The 15,438-nt window shown below is 43.6% G+C and carries 13 protein-coding genes; 10 read left to right on the forward strand and 3 right to left on the reverse strand.

Features of this window, described 5'->3' with window-relative positions:
* The 7 genes from PSV17_RS06455 to PSV17_RS06485 all read left to right on the forward strand — a co-directional run.
* The coding region (locus PSV17_RS06455; RefSeq protein WP_300480815.1) for a hypothetical protein at positions 1 to 503 on the forward strand (503 nt) is incomplete at its 5' end.
* Positions 504 to 652: 149 nt separating this feature from the next.
* Positions 653 to 1,690 (forward strand): tRNA dihydrouridine synthase DusB, encoded by a 1,038-nt coding sequence (dusB, locus tag PSV17_RS06460; RefSeq protein ID WP_300480818.1) that lies wholly within the window; start codon positions 653 to 655, stop codon positions 1,688 to 1,690.
* Positions 1,690 to 1,923 carry a helix-turn-helix domain-containing protein gene (locus PSV17_RS06465; RefSeq protein WP_300386733.1) on the forward strand — a complete coding sequence of 78 codons (234 nt, stop codon included), beginning with the start codon at positions 1,690 to 1,692 and terminating at the stop codon, positions 1,921 to 1,923. Before dusB ends, PSV17_RS06465 begins: the two co-directional genes overlap by 1 nt.
* A gap of 53 nt (positions 1,924 to 1,976) precedes the next feature.
* Positions 1,977 to 3,584, forward strand: coding sequence for a bifunctional phosphoribosylaminoimidazolecarboxamide formyltransferase/IMP cyclohydrolase (gene purH, locus PSV17_RS06470; RefSeq protein WP_300480820.1), 1,608 nt, complete (start codon positions 1,977 to 1,979; stop codon positions 3,582 to 3,584).
* Between the two features lie 30 nt (positions 3,585 to 3,614).
* The gene (gene purD, locus PSV17_RS06475; protein ID WP_300480822.1) at positions 3,615 to 4,883 is read left to right on the forward strand and encodes a phosphoribosylamine--glycine ligase; all 1,269 of its coding nucleotides are present in this window, start codon (positions 3,615 to 3,617) and stop codon (positions 4,881 to 4,883) included.
* Between the two features lie 2 nt (positions 4,884 to 4,885).
* Complete coding sequence (hemF, locus tag PSV17_RS06480) at positions 4,886 to 5,830, forward strand: oxygen-dependent coproporphyrinogen oxidase (RefSeq protein ID WP_300480825.1); 945 nt, start codon at positions 4,886 to 4,888, stop codon at positions 5,828 to 5,830.
* A gap of 289 nt (positions 5,831 to 6,119) precedes the next feature.
* On the forward strand, positions 6,120 to 7,127 hold the full coding sequence (locus PSV17_RS06485) for a helix-turn-helix domain-containing protein (protein ID WP_300480827.1): 1,008 nt from the start codon (positions 6,120 to 6,122) through the stop codon (positions 7,125 to 7,127).
* A 19-nt stretch (positions 7,128 to 7,146) separates the two neighbouring features.
* Here PSV17_RS06485 and eutC read toward each other — a convergent pair whose 3' ends face one another.
* The 3 genes from eutC to eat all read right to left on the reverse strand — a co-directional run bounded on the left by eutC (position 7,147) and on the right by eat (position 10,921).
* Positions 7,147 to 7,992, reverse strand: coding sequence for an ethanolamine ammonia-lyase subunit EutC (gene eutC, locus PSV17_RS06490; RefSeq protein WP_300480830.1), 846 nt, complete (start codon positions 7,990 to 7,992; stop codon positions 7,147 to 7,149).
* A gap of 26 nt (positions 7,993 to 8,018) precedes the next feature.
* Positions 8,019 to 9,416, reverse strand: a complete 1,398-nt coding sequence (locus PSV17_RS06495; RefSeq protein ID WP_300480832.1) for an ethanolamine ammonia-lyase subunit EutB — start codon at positions 9,414 to 9,416, stop codon at positions 8,019 to 8,021.
* A gap of 146 nt (positions 9,417 to 9,562) precedes the next feature.
* Positions 9,563 to 10,921: an ethanolamine permease gene (eat, locus tag PSV17_RS06500; protein ID WP_300480833.1), complete on the reverse strand. Its 1,359-nt coding sequence runs from the start codon at positions 10,919 to 10,921 to the stop codon at positions 9,563 to 9,565.
* 387 nt (positions 10,922 to 11,308) lie between these two features.
* Here eat and PSV17_RS06505 point away from each other — a divergent pair, with 387 nt between their 5' ends.
* From PSV17_RS06505 to PSV17_RS06515, 3 genes are all read left to right on the forward strand, one after another.
* Positions 11,309 to 12,625 (forward strand): M18 family aminopeptidase, encoded by a 1,317-nt coding sequence (locus PSV17_RS06505; RefSeq protein WP_300480835.1) that lies wholly within the window; start codon positions 11,309 to 11,311, stop codon positions 12,623 to 12,625.
* An 81-nt stretch (positions 12,626 to 12,706) separates the two neighbouring features.
* The gene (locus PSV17_RS06510; RefSeq protein ID WP_300480838.1) at positions 12,707 to 14,035 is read left to right on the forward strand and encodes a sodium:alanine symporter family protein; all 1,329 of its coding nucleotides are present in this window, start codon (positions 12,707 to 12,709) and stop codon (positions 14,033 to 14,035) included.
* Between the two features lie 16 nt (positions 14,036 to 14,051).
* Positions 14,052 to 15,410, forward strand: a complete 1,359-nt coding sequence (locus PSV17_RS06515; protein WP_300480840.1) for a sodium-dependent transporter — start codon at positions 14,052 to 14,054, stop codon at positions 15,408 to 15,410.
* Positions 15,411 to 15,438: the final 28 nt, after the last annotated feature.

Genomic DNA, 15,438 nt, shown 5'->3' on the forward strand with positions numbered 1-15,438 from the left:
CCACCCTTGAATTAATGCACTCAAACTGCATTTACACAGAATTATTTACAGGCTCGAAAAACAGCCCAATGGTATCGACCATAGTAAGCCCTGAAGTAAAACCTGCAAATCCAGCATCTATTGCAAGAGAAGAATCCTCTACCAATGTTGAACCTAGAGTAATCCCTCCACCTGTCACAAGTCCGGCAGAAGCAACTAAACAAGACCTATCACCTGAAATAGTTAAAAAAACGAAAGTCAAAGTTAAGAAAATCATTAAAACCAAAGCAATCAAAAAAGTCTCTAAGAACACTAATAACGCTATACCTAACAAACCTGAGCCAACTGCTCCAGCAAAAGCCGAGGCTCCAGTAGTGCATGAGTCCAAGAAAGAAACCGCGACTGTTAACTCAACCGAAGAGCAAAAGTCAGAAGGATTGTTTGAAAAGTTGGTTAAAGACGTTCAAAAAGGCGCTGAATCAGAATGCACACTTGCTCAACGTGCCCTGAACCAGTGCAACTAAGTTACTTTTAATTCTAAGTAATATTCATTTTTAGGTTATTCATTAAGATTAATGATTAAATTGCATGGTTAAGGTTTTCTGAAAGAGTAATTGCGTATAAAATAGGCAGTTCGCTCCAAACAAATCACAATTGCTAAAACTAAATATAAATGCAAATCGGATCACACATTTTAAAGAACAACCTGATCGTCGCCCCTATGGCTGGTGTGACGGACAGACCTTTCCGCCAGTTATGTAAAAAAATGGGCGCGGGCTTGGCTGTGAGTGAAATGGTGACGTCAAACTCTCTGCTTTACGGCAGCGAGAAAACACTTCGCAGAGCTAATCATGAAGGCGAAGTAGACCCGATTTCAGTACAAATTGCTGGCGCAGACCCGCAAATGATGGCTGAAGCTGCGCGACATAACGTAGATAATGGCGCGCAGATTATCGACATTAATATGGGTTGCCCTGCTAAAAAAATCTGTAATGTGATGGCGGGTTCTGCCTTACTTAAAGATGAGCCATTGGTTGCACAAATTTTAAGAGCGGTCGTGAACGCCGTTAATGTTCCTGTGACCTTAAAGATTCGTACGGGTTGGGATAAAAATAACCGCAACGCCGTGCAAATTGCCAAAATGGCCGAAGACTTAGGCGTTCAAGCTTTGGCTATGCATGGCCGCACGCGGGCGTGCTTGTACACTGGCGATGCTGAGTATGACACGATTGCCGCGGTGAAACAGGCCATTAAAATCCCACTCATTGCCAATGGTGATATTACCACCCCAGAAAAAGCCAAATTCGTGTTGGATTACACAGGCGCAGACGCTGTAATGATTGGCCGTGCCGCGCAAGGCAGACCTTGGATTTTCCGCGAAATTGAGCATTTCATTAAAACGGGTGAGCATTTGCCAGCGCCTGAAGTGACTGAAATTCGTTCAGTAATGCTTGCTCACCTGCATGATTTATATGAGTTTTATGGCGAGTTAACTGGTATGCGCATGGCGCGCAAGCATATTTCTTGGTACACCAAGGGTTTAAAAGACTCTGCAAATTTCCGCCATAACATGAACACCCTGCCAACCATAGATTTGCAGCTTGCCGCGATTGATGAGTTTTTTGATCATCTGCAAAGTCGCGATCACCGTTTGCAATACGACTCTACAGATAATACTGACTCCAACAATCTAGTTCTTAAGGTGGCATAATGAATCCGTGCGAACTCGCTAACAGCGTAACATTATCATTAGATCAATACTTTAAAGACCTTGATGGTGAGCCGCCGCATGCCTTATATGACATGGTATTGTCATGCATTGAAAAGCCATTACTTGAATACACCTTGCAGTACGCTGGTGGCAACCAAAGCAAAACAGCAGAAATTTTAGGCTTAAATCGCAATACTCTGCGTAAAAAAATGCAGCAATACAAAATCGAATAAGCAACACAAAATATTCACCTCCAACTAATCACTTTCTTCTCTAGAGTTTTCAAATGGCAACTATTAAACGTGCGCTTATCAGCGTTTCAGACAAATCAGGTATTTTAGAATTAGCACAAGCTTTAACTAAATTAAACGTAGAAATCTTATCGACTGGCGGCACGGCGAAACTATTCCGCGATAATCAAATTCCTGTGATTGAAGTCAGCGACTACACTGGCTTTACTGAAATGTTAGATGGCCGCGTAAAAACGCTGCATCCTAAAGTACATGGTGGTATTTTAGGTCGCCGTGATTTGCCTGAACATGTAGCCGCGATGAAAGCAGCTAATATTCCAAATATCGACATGGTCGTGGTGAATCTTTATCCATTTGAAGCCACGGTCGCAAAGCCAAATTGTACACTTGAAGATGCGATTGAAAATATCGACATCGGCGGCCCAGCAATGGTTCGCTCTGCCGCTAAAAACTGGAAAGACGTGGCAGTGTTAACTGATGCGAGCCAATATGCAGATGTAGTAAATGAGTTGAAAAGCACTGGTGGTGCACTTGCGGAAGCGACAACTTTTGCGCTTTCAGTGGCAGCATTTAACCGCGTATCGCAATATGATGCAGCCATCAGTAACTACTTATCGGCTATTGATTATGCGGCAAGCATGGCGAGCAACAAGCCTGTATCGCATCAATTTCCTGCGCAAAGCAATACTAATTTTGTCAAAGTACAAGATTTACGCTACGGCGAAAACCCACATCAGCAAGCGGCTTTTTATCGCGACTTACACCCAGCGCCTGGCTCACTGGTGACTGCGCAACAATTGCAAGGTAAAGAATTAAGTTTTAACAATATTGCCGATGGCGACGCCGCTTGGGAAGCCGTTAAAAGTTTTAACTCTTCAGCTTGCGTCATCGTTAAACACGCAAACCCATGTGGCGTAGCGCTTGGTGCTACAGCCCTAGACGCATACTCAAAAGCTTTCCAAACTGACCCAAGTAGCGCATTTGGTGGCATCATCGCTTTCAACACTACTGTTGATAAAGCTGCCGCAGAAATCGTCAGCAAACAATTTGTTGAAGTGCTGATTGCCCCTGATTACACCGCTGAAGCACTGGCAATTTTTGCTGCAAAAGCAAATGTTCGCGTACTAAAAATTGCATTGCCAACTGGCGGAGTAACGGCTTGGGAACAAGGTCGCAACTCACATGAAAGCAAACGTGTGGGTTCTGGCATCCTGATTCAAACAGCTGACAATCATGAAATTAGCCAATCAGATTTAAAAGTCATCAGCAAAAAACAACCAACCCCACAGCAAATGGCCGATATGTTATTTGCTTGGCGCGTAGCGAAATATGTGAAATCTAACGCCATTGTGTTTTGTGGCAACGAAATGACGCTGGGCGTTGGTGCTGGGCAAATGAGTCGTATCGACAGCACGAAAATTGCGATTATTAAAGCGCAAAATGCCAGCTTAAGTTTGCAAAATTCCGTGGTGGCTTCTGATGCATTCTTCCCATTCCGTGATGGTATTGATGCACTTGCAGAAGCTGGTGCAAGCTGCGTGATTCATCCAGGTGGCAGTATGCGTGATGAAGAAGTCATTGCGGCAGCTGATGAGCACGGCTTGGTCATGGTGGTCACTGGCATTCGCCATTTCAGACACTAATCACCGTTAAAACCTTAGGATAATAAAAAAATGAAAGTAATGGTTATTGGCAGTGGTGGTCGCGAGCATGCACTGGCTTGGAAAATCGCTCAAAATAAAGAAGTCAGCCGCGTATATGTCGCACCTGGCAATGCCGGCACTGCACTTAACCCGGATATGATTAACGTACCGATTTCTAGCGTACAAGATTTGCTAGAGTTTGCTCAAAAAGAACAAATTCAGTTGACCGTTGTAGGTCCAGAAGCACCTTTATCACAAGGCGTGGTCGATGTATTTCGTGCCAATGGTCTGAAAATTTTTGGCCCCACTAAAGCCGCTGCGCAATTAGAAAGCTCAAAAGATTTCGCTAAAGCATTTATGGTACGCCACAACATTCCTACTGCAGCTTACGCGACATTTACCGACGCTAAACTTGCGCATGACTATGTAACAGCCCAAGGCGCACCGATTGTGATTAAGGCCGATGGCCTGGCTGCAGGCAAAGGCGTTGTAGTCGCCATGTCTAACGATGAAGCCCATGCAGCCATTGATGCTATGCTTTCTGACAACAAACTAGGTAGCGCAGGCGCACGCGTGGTGATTGAAGAGTTTTTAACGGGTGAAGAAGCTAGTTTTATTGTCATGGTTGATGGCAAAAATATCTTAGCGCTTGCTACTAGCCAAGACCATAAACGCTTGCAAGATGGCGATCAAGGTCCAAATACTGGCGGCATGGGTGCTTATTCACCTGCGCCAGTAGTCACCCCAGAAATTCACGCAAAAGTGATGCGAGAAATCATCCGGCCAACCGTTGAGGGCATGATGAAAGATGGCATTCCATACACTGGCTTTTTGTACGCAGGCTTGATGATTTCGCCAGATGGTGGCGTTAAAACTTTAGAGTTTAATTGCCGTATGGGCGACCCAGAAACACAGCCCATTATGCTACGCCTGAAAAGTGACTTTGTAGCCCTCGCAGAGCATGCAGTAAATGGCACATTAGACCAAGCAGAAACTGAGTGGGATAGACGCACAGCACTTGGCGTTGTCATGGCTTCTGCCAACTACCCAGATACGCCTAGATTAGGTGATGAAATCACTGGCTTACCAAAAAATCTAGTGGATGCCCATGTATTTCATGCTGGCACAACACTTAAAGATGGAAAAGTATTAACAAGCGGGGGGCGCGTGCTTTGCGTTACGGCATTAGGTGAAACCGTTAAATTCGCGCAACAACAGGCTTATAAAATCATCGACGATATTAAATTTAATGGCGCGCAATATCGCAAAGATATCGGTTATCGCGCGATTAAAGGTTAGTCATGATAACTGCCAACACCAATATGGGTCATATCAATACTAGCGACATCTATAATTACCTGCAAAAACTGCAGACCAAAATTATTGAAGCCATAGAACTGATTGATGGTAAAACCTTTTTACAAGATAGCTGGCAACGGCCTGAAGGTGGTGGTGGTAACTCATGTTTGCTAGAAGAAGGTAATGTGTTTGAACGTGCTGGCGTTGGTTTTTCTCACGTATTAGGTACAAAGTTACCACCAGCAGCGAGTGTGGCGCATCCCGAAGCCGCTGGGCGCCCTTGGGAGGCGATGGGCGTGTCATTGGTGTTTCATCCCCGCAATCCATACATTCCAACCGTACATATGAATGTACGCTTTTTTGTTGCCAAAGCTCAAAATGATTCCGAGCAAGATATTTGGTGGTTTGGTGGCGGCATGGATTTAACGCCATATTATGGTTTTGAAGAAGATGCAGAACATTTTCATCGTACAAACAAAACCGCATTAGATGCCTTTGATTTAAGCTATTACCCAAAATTTAAAAAAGAATGTGACGAATATTTCTATTTAAAACATCGTAAAGAACCGCGGGGTATAGGCGGTATTTTTTATGATGACTTTAACGAACTAGGTTTCGAACGCACTTTTGACTTTCATCGCGCAGTCGGTGACGCTTTCTTACAAGCCTATTTGCCTATCGTGCAACGCCGTAAAGATATCCCCTACGGCGAGCTCGAACGTGATTTCCAAGCCTACCGTCGTGGCCGCTATGTAGAATTTAATTTAATTTATGATCGTGGTACGATTTTTGGTTTGCAGTCTAACGGTCGCACTGAATCTATTCTGCTCTCTATGCCACCTATCGTAAAATGGCGTTACGACTGGAAACCTGAAGCTGGTAGTTCTGAAGCTAAACTTTATACTGACTTCCTCATTGATAAAGATTGGCTTTCATTAGTAAAATAAAAGCTCATCTGCAAATAGCTAAGGGGTATTCGGCATCGTCAAATACCCCTTTAGCTATTTAACAAGCCACTCATAATCTGTTTTTTATTTTTCTGCTACTATCCTGATTACCAGCGTTTAAGTTAAACAAGTATTAAGAAAATTATGTTGCTACAAAAGCATGCATAAATCACATACTTGCTAAATTGTGGTGCATAAAAATACAAATATCTACTTGATTCATAAGAGTAAAGCCACTTTGGCAGTGGCATATTTATTGCATGTTAATTAGCACTTAATGTGGAGTGTCATGATGCGAGTTCTTACCCAACCTGAATCTGCCGTAGATAGCTCAACTGAAACTGTAGTCAATTTTCAGTCAACTCAAGACTTTGAAGAGCAGGCGGTATTGCTGGAAGGATGGAATCAAGGCTATGCCCAACTTTCATCGGGTGGCTTTGAAGGCTACGTTTCAGAAATGCGTTTTGACAACATGCACTTATTTATGGAATACAGTAGCCAACGTTTATTCCAAAATGGTCAGCTACCAGAAGATGTCATTGCGGTTGGTGTACCCCTGCAATTCACCAGCAATGGCTTATTCTGTGGGTCTGCTTGCAATCATCAATCCATGCATATTTTTTCGGGTAGAAATGGATTTGAATTTTTCTCACCAACACAATTATTGATGGCGGGAATTTCAGTTAAACGTGATGCGCTATTAAATACACTCAGTGCGGAAGACGCCGAGATTGCATTGAATCACATTTCGCAAGCCAATTTATTGCATATCGACTATACAAAAACCAGTGCTGTGCGTGATTTCATGACAGGTGCATTTGCCATGATTAACCAAAATCCGCAGCTATTAAACAGCAAGAAAAACCGCACCTCTCTTAGCCAATCTGTCATCGCCCTATTAACTGAATGCTTGGTAGACGCACCCGACTCCAGAGACAAAACACCACAACATGCGGCGATGACCAATGCAAAATGTTGGAACATCATTGCTGAAACGCGCGAACTCGTGAAAAAAAATGTAGATGAACCAATAAGCGTCGCTGAAGTATGCTCGCAGCTTGGTATTAGTCGACGTGCCTTACAGTATTGCTTTCAAAATCTACTAAACACCACACCAATGGCATTTTTAAGGGCGGAGCGTTTAAATGGTGTGAGAGCAATGCTCAGAACGGAAAAATCCGTCACTGAAGCTGCCGCACATTGGGGATTTTGGCACTTTGGGCACTTTGCACAGGAATATAAAAAGATGTTTGGCGAACTACCTTCTGCTACGTTTAAAAGACGCCAAAATCATTAACTTATAGCAAAAGATTAGTTCAACTCAGTGATACTTGCTGGCTAATTTCTTGCATATCACTTTCATCTTTAAGCGCAACACCAGACACTTTGAGTCTTGACGCCTCCTTAGCTAACCACATCAGTTTTTTAGCCGCAGCAGCATAATGCAAACCTTCAGGTCTCACGTTAGAAATACAGTTTCGATCTGCATCGCTCCCGCCACGTTTTGGTGAGTATGTTAGATACAGACCTAAACTGTCTGGCGAACTCAACCCTGGACGCTCACCAATAAGCATCGCGACCATACGAGCACCTAGCGCTTGTCCAATTTCATCGGATATAGCCACTCGTGCCTGACTCGCTATGACTACTGGCCCAAGCTTCCACTCCTCGGGCAATACATTACGAAGCTCTTCAAGTAGGTGTTGCACATGACGTGATACAGCTAAAGATGACAGACCGTCACCGACCACAATTAAAAAATCAATGGGCTCGGCTATCTCAACCTGCTGTTTTTTATAGTCCTCTAAAACATTCAAACCGTCTTCATTAAGGCTGCGACCCCAATCTGGACGAAGTAAATAACTAGCGCGATCTGGTGCGCGACTATGAACACGAAGCGTATTAAAGCCTTGTGATTGAATACCCGCATCTAAGGCATCCACATCTAAAGCTAGATGTACGGCATCGCGTGCCATTGCGTGTGCCAAACCAAAATCAAGCACTTCTTTAGTAGGCAAACTACTACCCACACGCCCCAAAGCAATGCGAGCTTGTGTGAATTTTTTTAACTGCACCCAAGGATCGATGGAAAAAGCATCTGTTGTAAGCGAGTCTGAAACTTCAGGAGTCTCAGGCAACATACTGTCTGGTTTTTTAGTCATACTCTCTCGCCATATTGATAATGCAATTATGCCGCACTCAATAGATTTCTTGGCATATTCTGCAACATACTATGCCCACTTTTCACGGCTTTCATCTGGCCGTGCTCATCCATAATATTCATTTTTTTAAGCCATAACTCAAACTCTGGCGCAGCTTTTAAGCCCAACACTTTACGCAGATATAAGGCATCATGGAATGAAGTAGTTTGATAGTTAAGCATAATGTCATCTGAACCCGGAATGCCCATAATGAAGGTTAAGCCAGCTGTCGCCAGCAGTGTCATTAAGGTATCCATATCGTCCTGATCTGCTTCAGCATGGTTGGTATAGCAAACATCACAACCCAAAGGCACGCCTAGCAACTTGCCACAAAAATGATCTTCTAAACCTGCGCGTATAATTTGTTTTCCATCATATAAGTATTCTGGGCCAATAAAACCGACTACCGTATTTGTTAACAATGGCGATAAATGCCGTGCAATCGCGTAAGCCCGCGCTTCGCAGGTTTGTTGATCAACGCCAAAGTTAGCATTGGCTGATAGCACCGAACCTTGGCCTGTTTCAAAATACATGACATTGTTACCCACTGTGCCACGATTTAACGACAAGGCAGCCGACTGCGCTTCTTTAAGTAGCGCTATATCTATGCCAAAACTTTTATTTGCTTTTTCGGTACCCGCAATAGACTGAAACACCAAGTCAAGTGGCGCGCCTTTTTCTATTAGTTGAATTTGGTTTGTCACATGTGTAAGTATGCAAGACTGCGTAGGAATGTTGTATTGGTTGATGACTTCATCTACCAAATAATATAAATCCATTAAAGCAGGCAAACTATCTGTGGCAGGGTTAATGCCAATCACCGCATCGCCTGAACCATAAAGTAGACCATCTAACATAGAGGCAGCAATACCGCGTGGGTCATCTGTTGGATGGTTTGGCTGCAAACGTACCGAGATATGTCCTGGCAAGCCGATAGTATTACGAAAGGCGGTAATCACATGGCATTTTTTAGCAACGAGTATTAAATCCTGATTGCGCATTAACTTACACACAGCGGCGGCCATCTCTGGTGTTATGCCAGGTGCTACGCGTTTTAAAGTGGCAGAATCTGCGATATCAGATAACAACCAATCACGAAAATCCCCTACTGTAAGGTGACTAATTTCGGCAAACGCCTGCTTATCATGTGTATCAACGATAAGTCGCGTCACCTCATCCGTTTCGTACGGAATGATTAACTCTTCTAAAAATCTTTTAAGCGGAATGGTTGCTAAACACATTCTAGCAGCCATGCGCTCAGCATAAGTTTCTGCCGCGACACCTGCAAGATAATCACCAGAACGCGCTGGCGTAGCTTTGGCCAACACACATTTCAGGTCTGCGAATTGATAAGTATGCGCTCCCGCAGTATATCGATAACTCATCTTGTACTCACTTAGCTTGTGCTCATTTCACTAGTAATTACTCTTATACAGTCACTTCTTTTGATACTTTATTTACATTTACTTCAGTGATAGTCACTCAAAATAAAACACATCGCGCTAGAGATTAACTCTAGCGCGATTCACATCTAAGCTGCCACTTTATTATCAGCAGATGCATCACGATGATGCTGCGTCATACTAAAGTAAACATAGCCTAGTGCCATTAGGCCAAAGAAAACCACAGTCAGTTGTTGGTTAAAGTAAATCATTGTCACCAAGCTAATAGTCGCTAAACCTAAAGCAATTGCTGGAAATAACGGATAAGCTACTGCTGCAAATGGACGCTCTAAATTAGGCTCATTTTTACGTAGCGCAAACAAACTCATCATAGATACGATATACATCACAATCGCTCCGAATACAGCCATAGTAATCAAGTTTGCAGTCAATGATTGACCTGCGAATTGAAAGCTATCGCCCATAATTGCGGCCACGCCAACTACAGCACCCGCAATAATTGCGCGGTGTGGTGTTTTGAATTTATCATTAACCTCACCAAAGTATTTTGGCATATAGCCTGCGCGTGACAATGCAAATATTTGACGTGAGTAGCCAAGAATAATGCCGTGGAACGAGGCAATCAAGCCAAATAAACCAATCCACACCAACATATGCAACCAGCCACTATTTTCACCAACAATCATTTTCATGGCTTGTGGTAATGGATCATTAATATTTGAAAGCGCTTTCCAATCACCTGCGCCACCCGCAAATACCATCACGCCAATTGCCAATACTAGCAAAGTCAAAATCCCACCAATATAAGCTTTAGGAATAGTCCTTTTAGGATCTTGAGCTTCTTCTGCGGCCATGGCAACCCCTTCAATGGCTAAGAAGAACCAAATAGCAAAAGGAATAGCTGCAACCATACCTGGAATAGCCGCCATACTAAAATCATTCTGACCTGCCCAACCATTAGCCACAAAATTGCTCATAGAGAAACCTGGTGAAACCACACCCATAAATACCAGCAATTCAAAAATAGCTAATACAGTCACAAATAATTCAAAAGTAGCAGCAATTCTTACACCTATAATATTCAATCCAACAAATACAACATAGGCTCCCATCGCAAACATTTTAGGGTCTACTCCTGGGAATTGAACATTCAAATAAGCGCCAATTGCCATCGCAATTGCTGGTGGTGCAAACACGAACTCAATTAGCGTTGCAAACCCTGCCACATAGGCCATTTTTGAGCCAAATGCTCGCCTTGCATAAGCAAAAGGTCCACCCGCATGCGGAATGGAAGTTGTTAACTCAGTAAAACTAAAAATAAATGTTGTGTACATGATTGCGATTAAAATGGAGGTGACTAAAAAGCCTAAAGTACCAGCTTTATCCCAACCATAACTCCAACCAAAATACTCGCCCGATATAACCAAGCCAACGGCTAATCCCCACAAATGCCAGCCATTTAACGTGGCTTTTAATGATGAACTCATTACTACTCTCCTTAGTATGAAAATGGCCCCTAATGGTCGCCAATTAAAGCATTGCGGCCACAATATGCTAGCCTGAATGCGATAGTGTAACTTTTTAGGAAATTGCACTATCCCATTTTGGCAATGTGTCATTCATACATATTTGCTGTTTTATATTTAACCCCGATTGTCCATTAGAAATAATACAATTAACGTAAATCCAATGTAGGAGGGGCTTTCAGCCCCGAATGGCGATGTCGATTCGAAGTGATATTTTGTTCGGGGCTACAAGCCCCTCCTACAGCCATCCGCAACAGTTTGAGCTGTTTAGCAACACTATTGGATAATTGGTGATGAAACACGGGCATGATAAACTTCCAGCATCTATCTAAAATATTTAAGACAAAAATGCCCGCTGAAACAAACTCTCTGAACCACGCTAAAGTGCAAGCCCAAGACTTGCTTAACTTCATTGACGCCAGCCCTAGCCCTTGGCATGCGGTAGATAGCGTTGCCAAGTTATTAAATGAAAATGGTTTTAAGCCGCTCATAGAAAATCAGCCTTGGCAGTTTAAACAGAATGGCCGTTATTATGTCGTGCGCGATGGTGCTTCGATTATTGCTTTTGTCATTGGCAACCAAGCGTTAGCAGAAACTGGTTTTCGTATTGTTGGCGCGCATACTGATTCACCTGGGTTGCGCTTAAAGCCAAAAGCCGCATTCAGCACCCAAGGCATTGCTCAACTTGGCGTTGAAGTATACGGCGGCCCTATTTTAGCTACGTTTACCGACCGCGATTTGAGCCTAGCTGGGCGCGTGATGGTGCGCGATGGCGACACACACTTAGCGCGCCACGTTCAATTTAGTAGTTCCGTTGTACGCTTACCTAATCTTGCCATTCATATGAATCGTGAAGTCAATGACAAAGGTTTAGTGCTTAACAAACAAACTGGCTTACCGTTGATTTTTGGCTTTGCTGCCGACAGCGCCCAGGCTCAAACACAACTCACCAACGCGCTTGCAGAACAATTAAAAATAGAACCTACTGACATTATTACTTGGGATTTAAGCGTTTACGACACGCAAAAAGGTAGCTTTTGGGGATTAAACGAAGAATTTATCGCCAATAGTCAATTAGACAACCTCGCCTCTTGCCATGCCGCCATTAGTGCTTTATTAAGTAACAAAAAACCCAATAGCACCAGCATCTGTGCCCTGTTTGACCATGAAGAGGTTGGCAGTGAAAGTGCAACGGGTGCAAGCGGAAGTTTTATGAATGATGTGATTACGCGCATTTGCGCCTCAACCAACACAACCGTTGAAGACCGTTTACGCGCACTCGCCAATAGCTTCTTTGTGAGCGCAGACATGGCGCATGCATTTCACCCTAACCATGCAAGCAGCTACGAACCCTGTCACCACGCCATTGTAAACCAAGGGCCTGTGATTAAAACCAACGCAAATCAACGCTATAGCACCAATGCTGATACTGCCGCACGCTTTATTCAGCTTTGCAAAAGCGCAGAAGTACCTTACCAGCAGTACGCGCACCGCACTGATTTAGGTTGCGGCAGCACAATAGGCCCGATATTGGCGGCACAACTTGGGGTAGCAAGCGTGGATGTTGGCAACCCCATGTGGGCAATGCACAGCATACGCGAAAGTGCTGGCGTGCTAGACCACAGCTATATGATTGCTGTATTGAAGGCGCTTTTTAATAGTTAAAAAATCCCGCCCAAAGGCAATACACACAAAAATGAAAGTTATGTCTATAATCTAGCTAAATTAAAACTACTGGTAATCACCATGCAATCATTCGAGGCTATCATCTCTACCCTTTCTAATTGGGTATGGGGTCCACCGATGTTAACCTTGTTAGTTGGTACTGGTCTTTACCTTACCATTCTCCTTAAAGGTATGCAGTTTCGTGCATTGCCACTAGCCTTCAAACTTGTATTTCGCAAAGACCATCATCATGAAGGCGATATTTCGCATTTTGCGGCATTAATGACTGCTTTGGCGGCAACGGTAGGTATCGGAAATATTGTTGGCGTAGCCACAGCAATTACTCTTGGCGGCCCAGGTGCGGTATTTTGGATGTGGATGACAGGCTTGGTTGGCATGGCAACTAAATATTCCGAAGCCGTATTAGCCATGAAATACAGAGAAAAAGGCCCGCATGGTATGCGTGGCGGACCGATGTATTATTTAGCTAAAGGTGCGGGCTTACCTTGGTTAGGTACCTTATTTGCAATATTCACTGCCTGCGCCGCATTTGGTATTGGCAACATGACACAAGCTAATGCTACCGCAAAAATCTTCGAATCGACCTTTCATATTGCGCCTTACATCACAGGATGGGTGCTGATGCTACTCACTGGTGCAGTGATACTGGGTGGCATTAAATCCATTGGTAAATTCACCTCATTTTTAGTGCCGTTTATGATTGTGGTCTATATCGGCACCTGTTTAGTCGTTCTATCTGTTCACATAGACCAAATCCCCCATGCTTTTGGTTTGATTTTTTCAAATGCATTCAGCCCAGCCTCTGCCACAGGTGGTTTTGCAGGCGCAACCATTGCAGCAGCGATGCGCTATGGTATTGCTCGAGGCGTATTCTCTAATGAGTCTGGTTTAGGGTCGGCACCAATCGCAGCCGCTGCGGCACGTACGGCCGACCCCGTTAAACAAGCTTTAGTAAGCATGACGCAAACGTTTATTGATACTCTAGTGGTATGCACAATGACCGCATTGATTATTTTAACGGCTACTTCTTGGACAAACGGCATAAGTGCCGGTGAATTGACTAGCGCCAGCATGGCTGAAACATTGGGCGATACAGGAAAAATCATTGTCGCCATCTCCACTGCGTTATTCGCTTACTCTACGTTGATAGGCTGGAATTACTACGGAGAGAAAGCCATTGAGTACCTATTTGGCTCAAAATCGATTGCCATTTATCGCCTCTTTTTTACTGCGGCTGTCATTGTAGGTGCAACGATGAGCTTAGAATTAGTTTGGAATTTCTCTGACCTCATGAACGGCATGATGGCGATTCCAAATTTGATTGGTTTACTACTACTCTCCAAAGTAGTCAAAGCAGAAACAGATAGATTCTTTAGTGAGAACCATTAACCAGTACTTCTAAACTATGAGCCACTCACCACATCGTAGCCACTGGAACAGTCGCTGGACATTCATGCTAGCCACGGCGGGCTCAGCGATTGGTTTGGGTAATATTTGGAAATTGCCCTACATGATAGGTGTGAATGGCGGCAGTGCTTTTGTATTGGTTTTTGTCGCCTGCGTCTTGTTAATTGGCATTCCGTTGATGATGACAGAAATACTACTCGGTCGTCGCGCACAAAAAAATCCATTTAATGGCATGCAAGCACTCGCAAATGAGGCAAAAAGATCTACGGCATGGAAATATCTGGGTGGAATGGGCATGTTGACTGGCTTACTAATACTGAGCTTTTATAGTGTCATTGGTGGCTGGGTTCTGGCTTACATAATTGAAGCTGCGCGCGGTAGCTTCAGCCAAATTACTGCAACCCAATCTTCCGCCGACTTTGATGCATTATTAGCCTCTCCGTTGAAGTTACTAGGCTGGCACACTCTATTTATGTTCATGACCATGAGCGTCGTAGCGCATGGCGTTAACTCTGGCTTAGAAAAGGCTAACAACATTCTCATTCCCTCGCTATTTGTCATCTTGTTGATATTGCTAGGTTACAGTATGTCCGTAGGAGATATGCAGGCAGCTTTTCAATTCATGTTCAAACCTGATTTTTCTAAGATAAGTCCCACCGCAGTATTGTCTGCGATGGGACATGCCTTTTTCACATTAAGTTTAGGCATGGGAGCGGTGATGGTTTATGGCTCATATTTGCAGCGCAACGTCTCCATTGCCCGCACCACAATTTACATTGCACTCATTGACACCTTGCTGGGGTTATTAGTCGGCTTAGCTATTTACTCTCTAGTGTTTGCCAACCATTTAGCTCCAAATGCAGGCCCAGGTTTAATATTCCAAACTTTGCCGATTGCTTTTGGCCAGATGCCTGCCGGTGACTTTTTTGGTATGTTGTTTTTTATTCTCGTCGCATTTGCTGCTTGGACTTCATCTATTTCGTTAGTTGAACCAGCCATAGCCTGTATTGTAGAAAACACCAAAATTAAACGTCATACGGCGGCAGGGATTATAGGATTAGCAGTTTGGCTGCTTGGTATTGCAGTGGTGTTGTCTTTTAACGAATGGAAAGCAATAAAAATTGTAATGGGACTTAATATTTTTGAAACGCTAGATAAACTAACCTCTACAATTTTATTGCCGCTTGGAGGTCTATTGATGGCGATTTTTGCAGGTTACTTTATGAATAAAATTCACGCGCAGGAAGAGTTAGATTTAAACGACCAACATTTTAAACTGTGGCGCTTTACCAATAACTACATTGCCCCTATCGCTATTGGAGCGGTATTTTTGTATCTGTTTGGGCTTGTGAAATAAACCTGCCAACTCATTAATAAATTCATTT

Source organism: Methylotenera sp. (assembly GCF_029946165.1).
Classification (GTDB): Bacteria; Pseudomonadota; Gammaproteobacteria; order Burkholderiales; family Methylophilaceae; genus Methylotenera.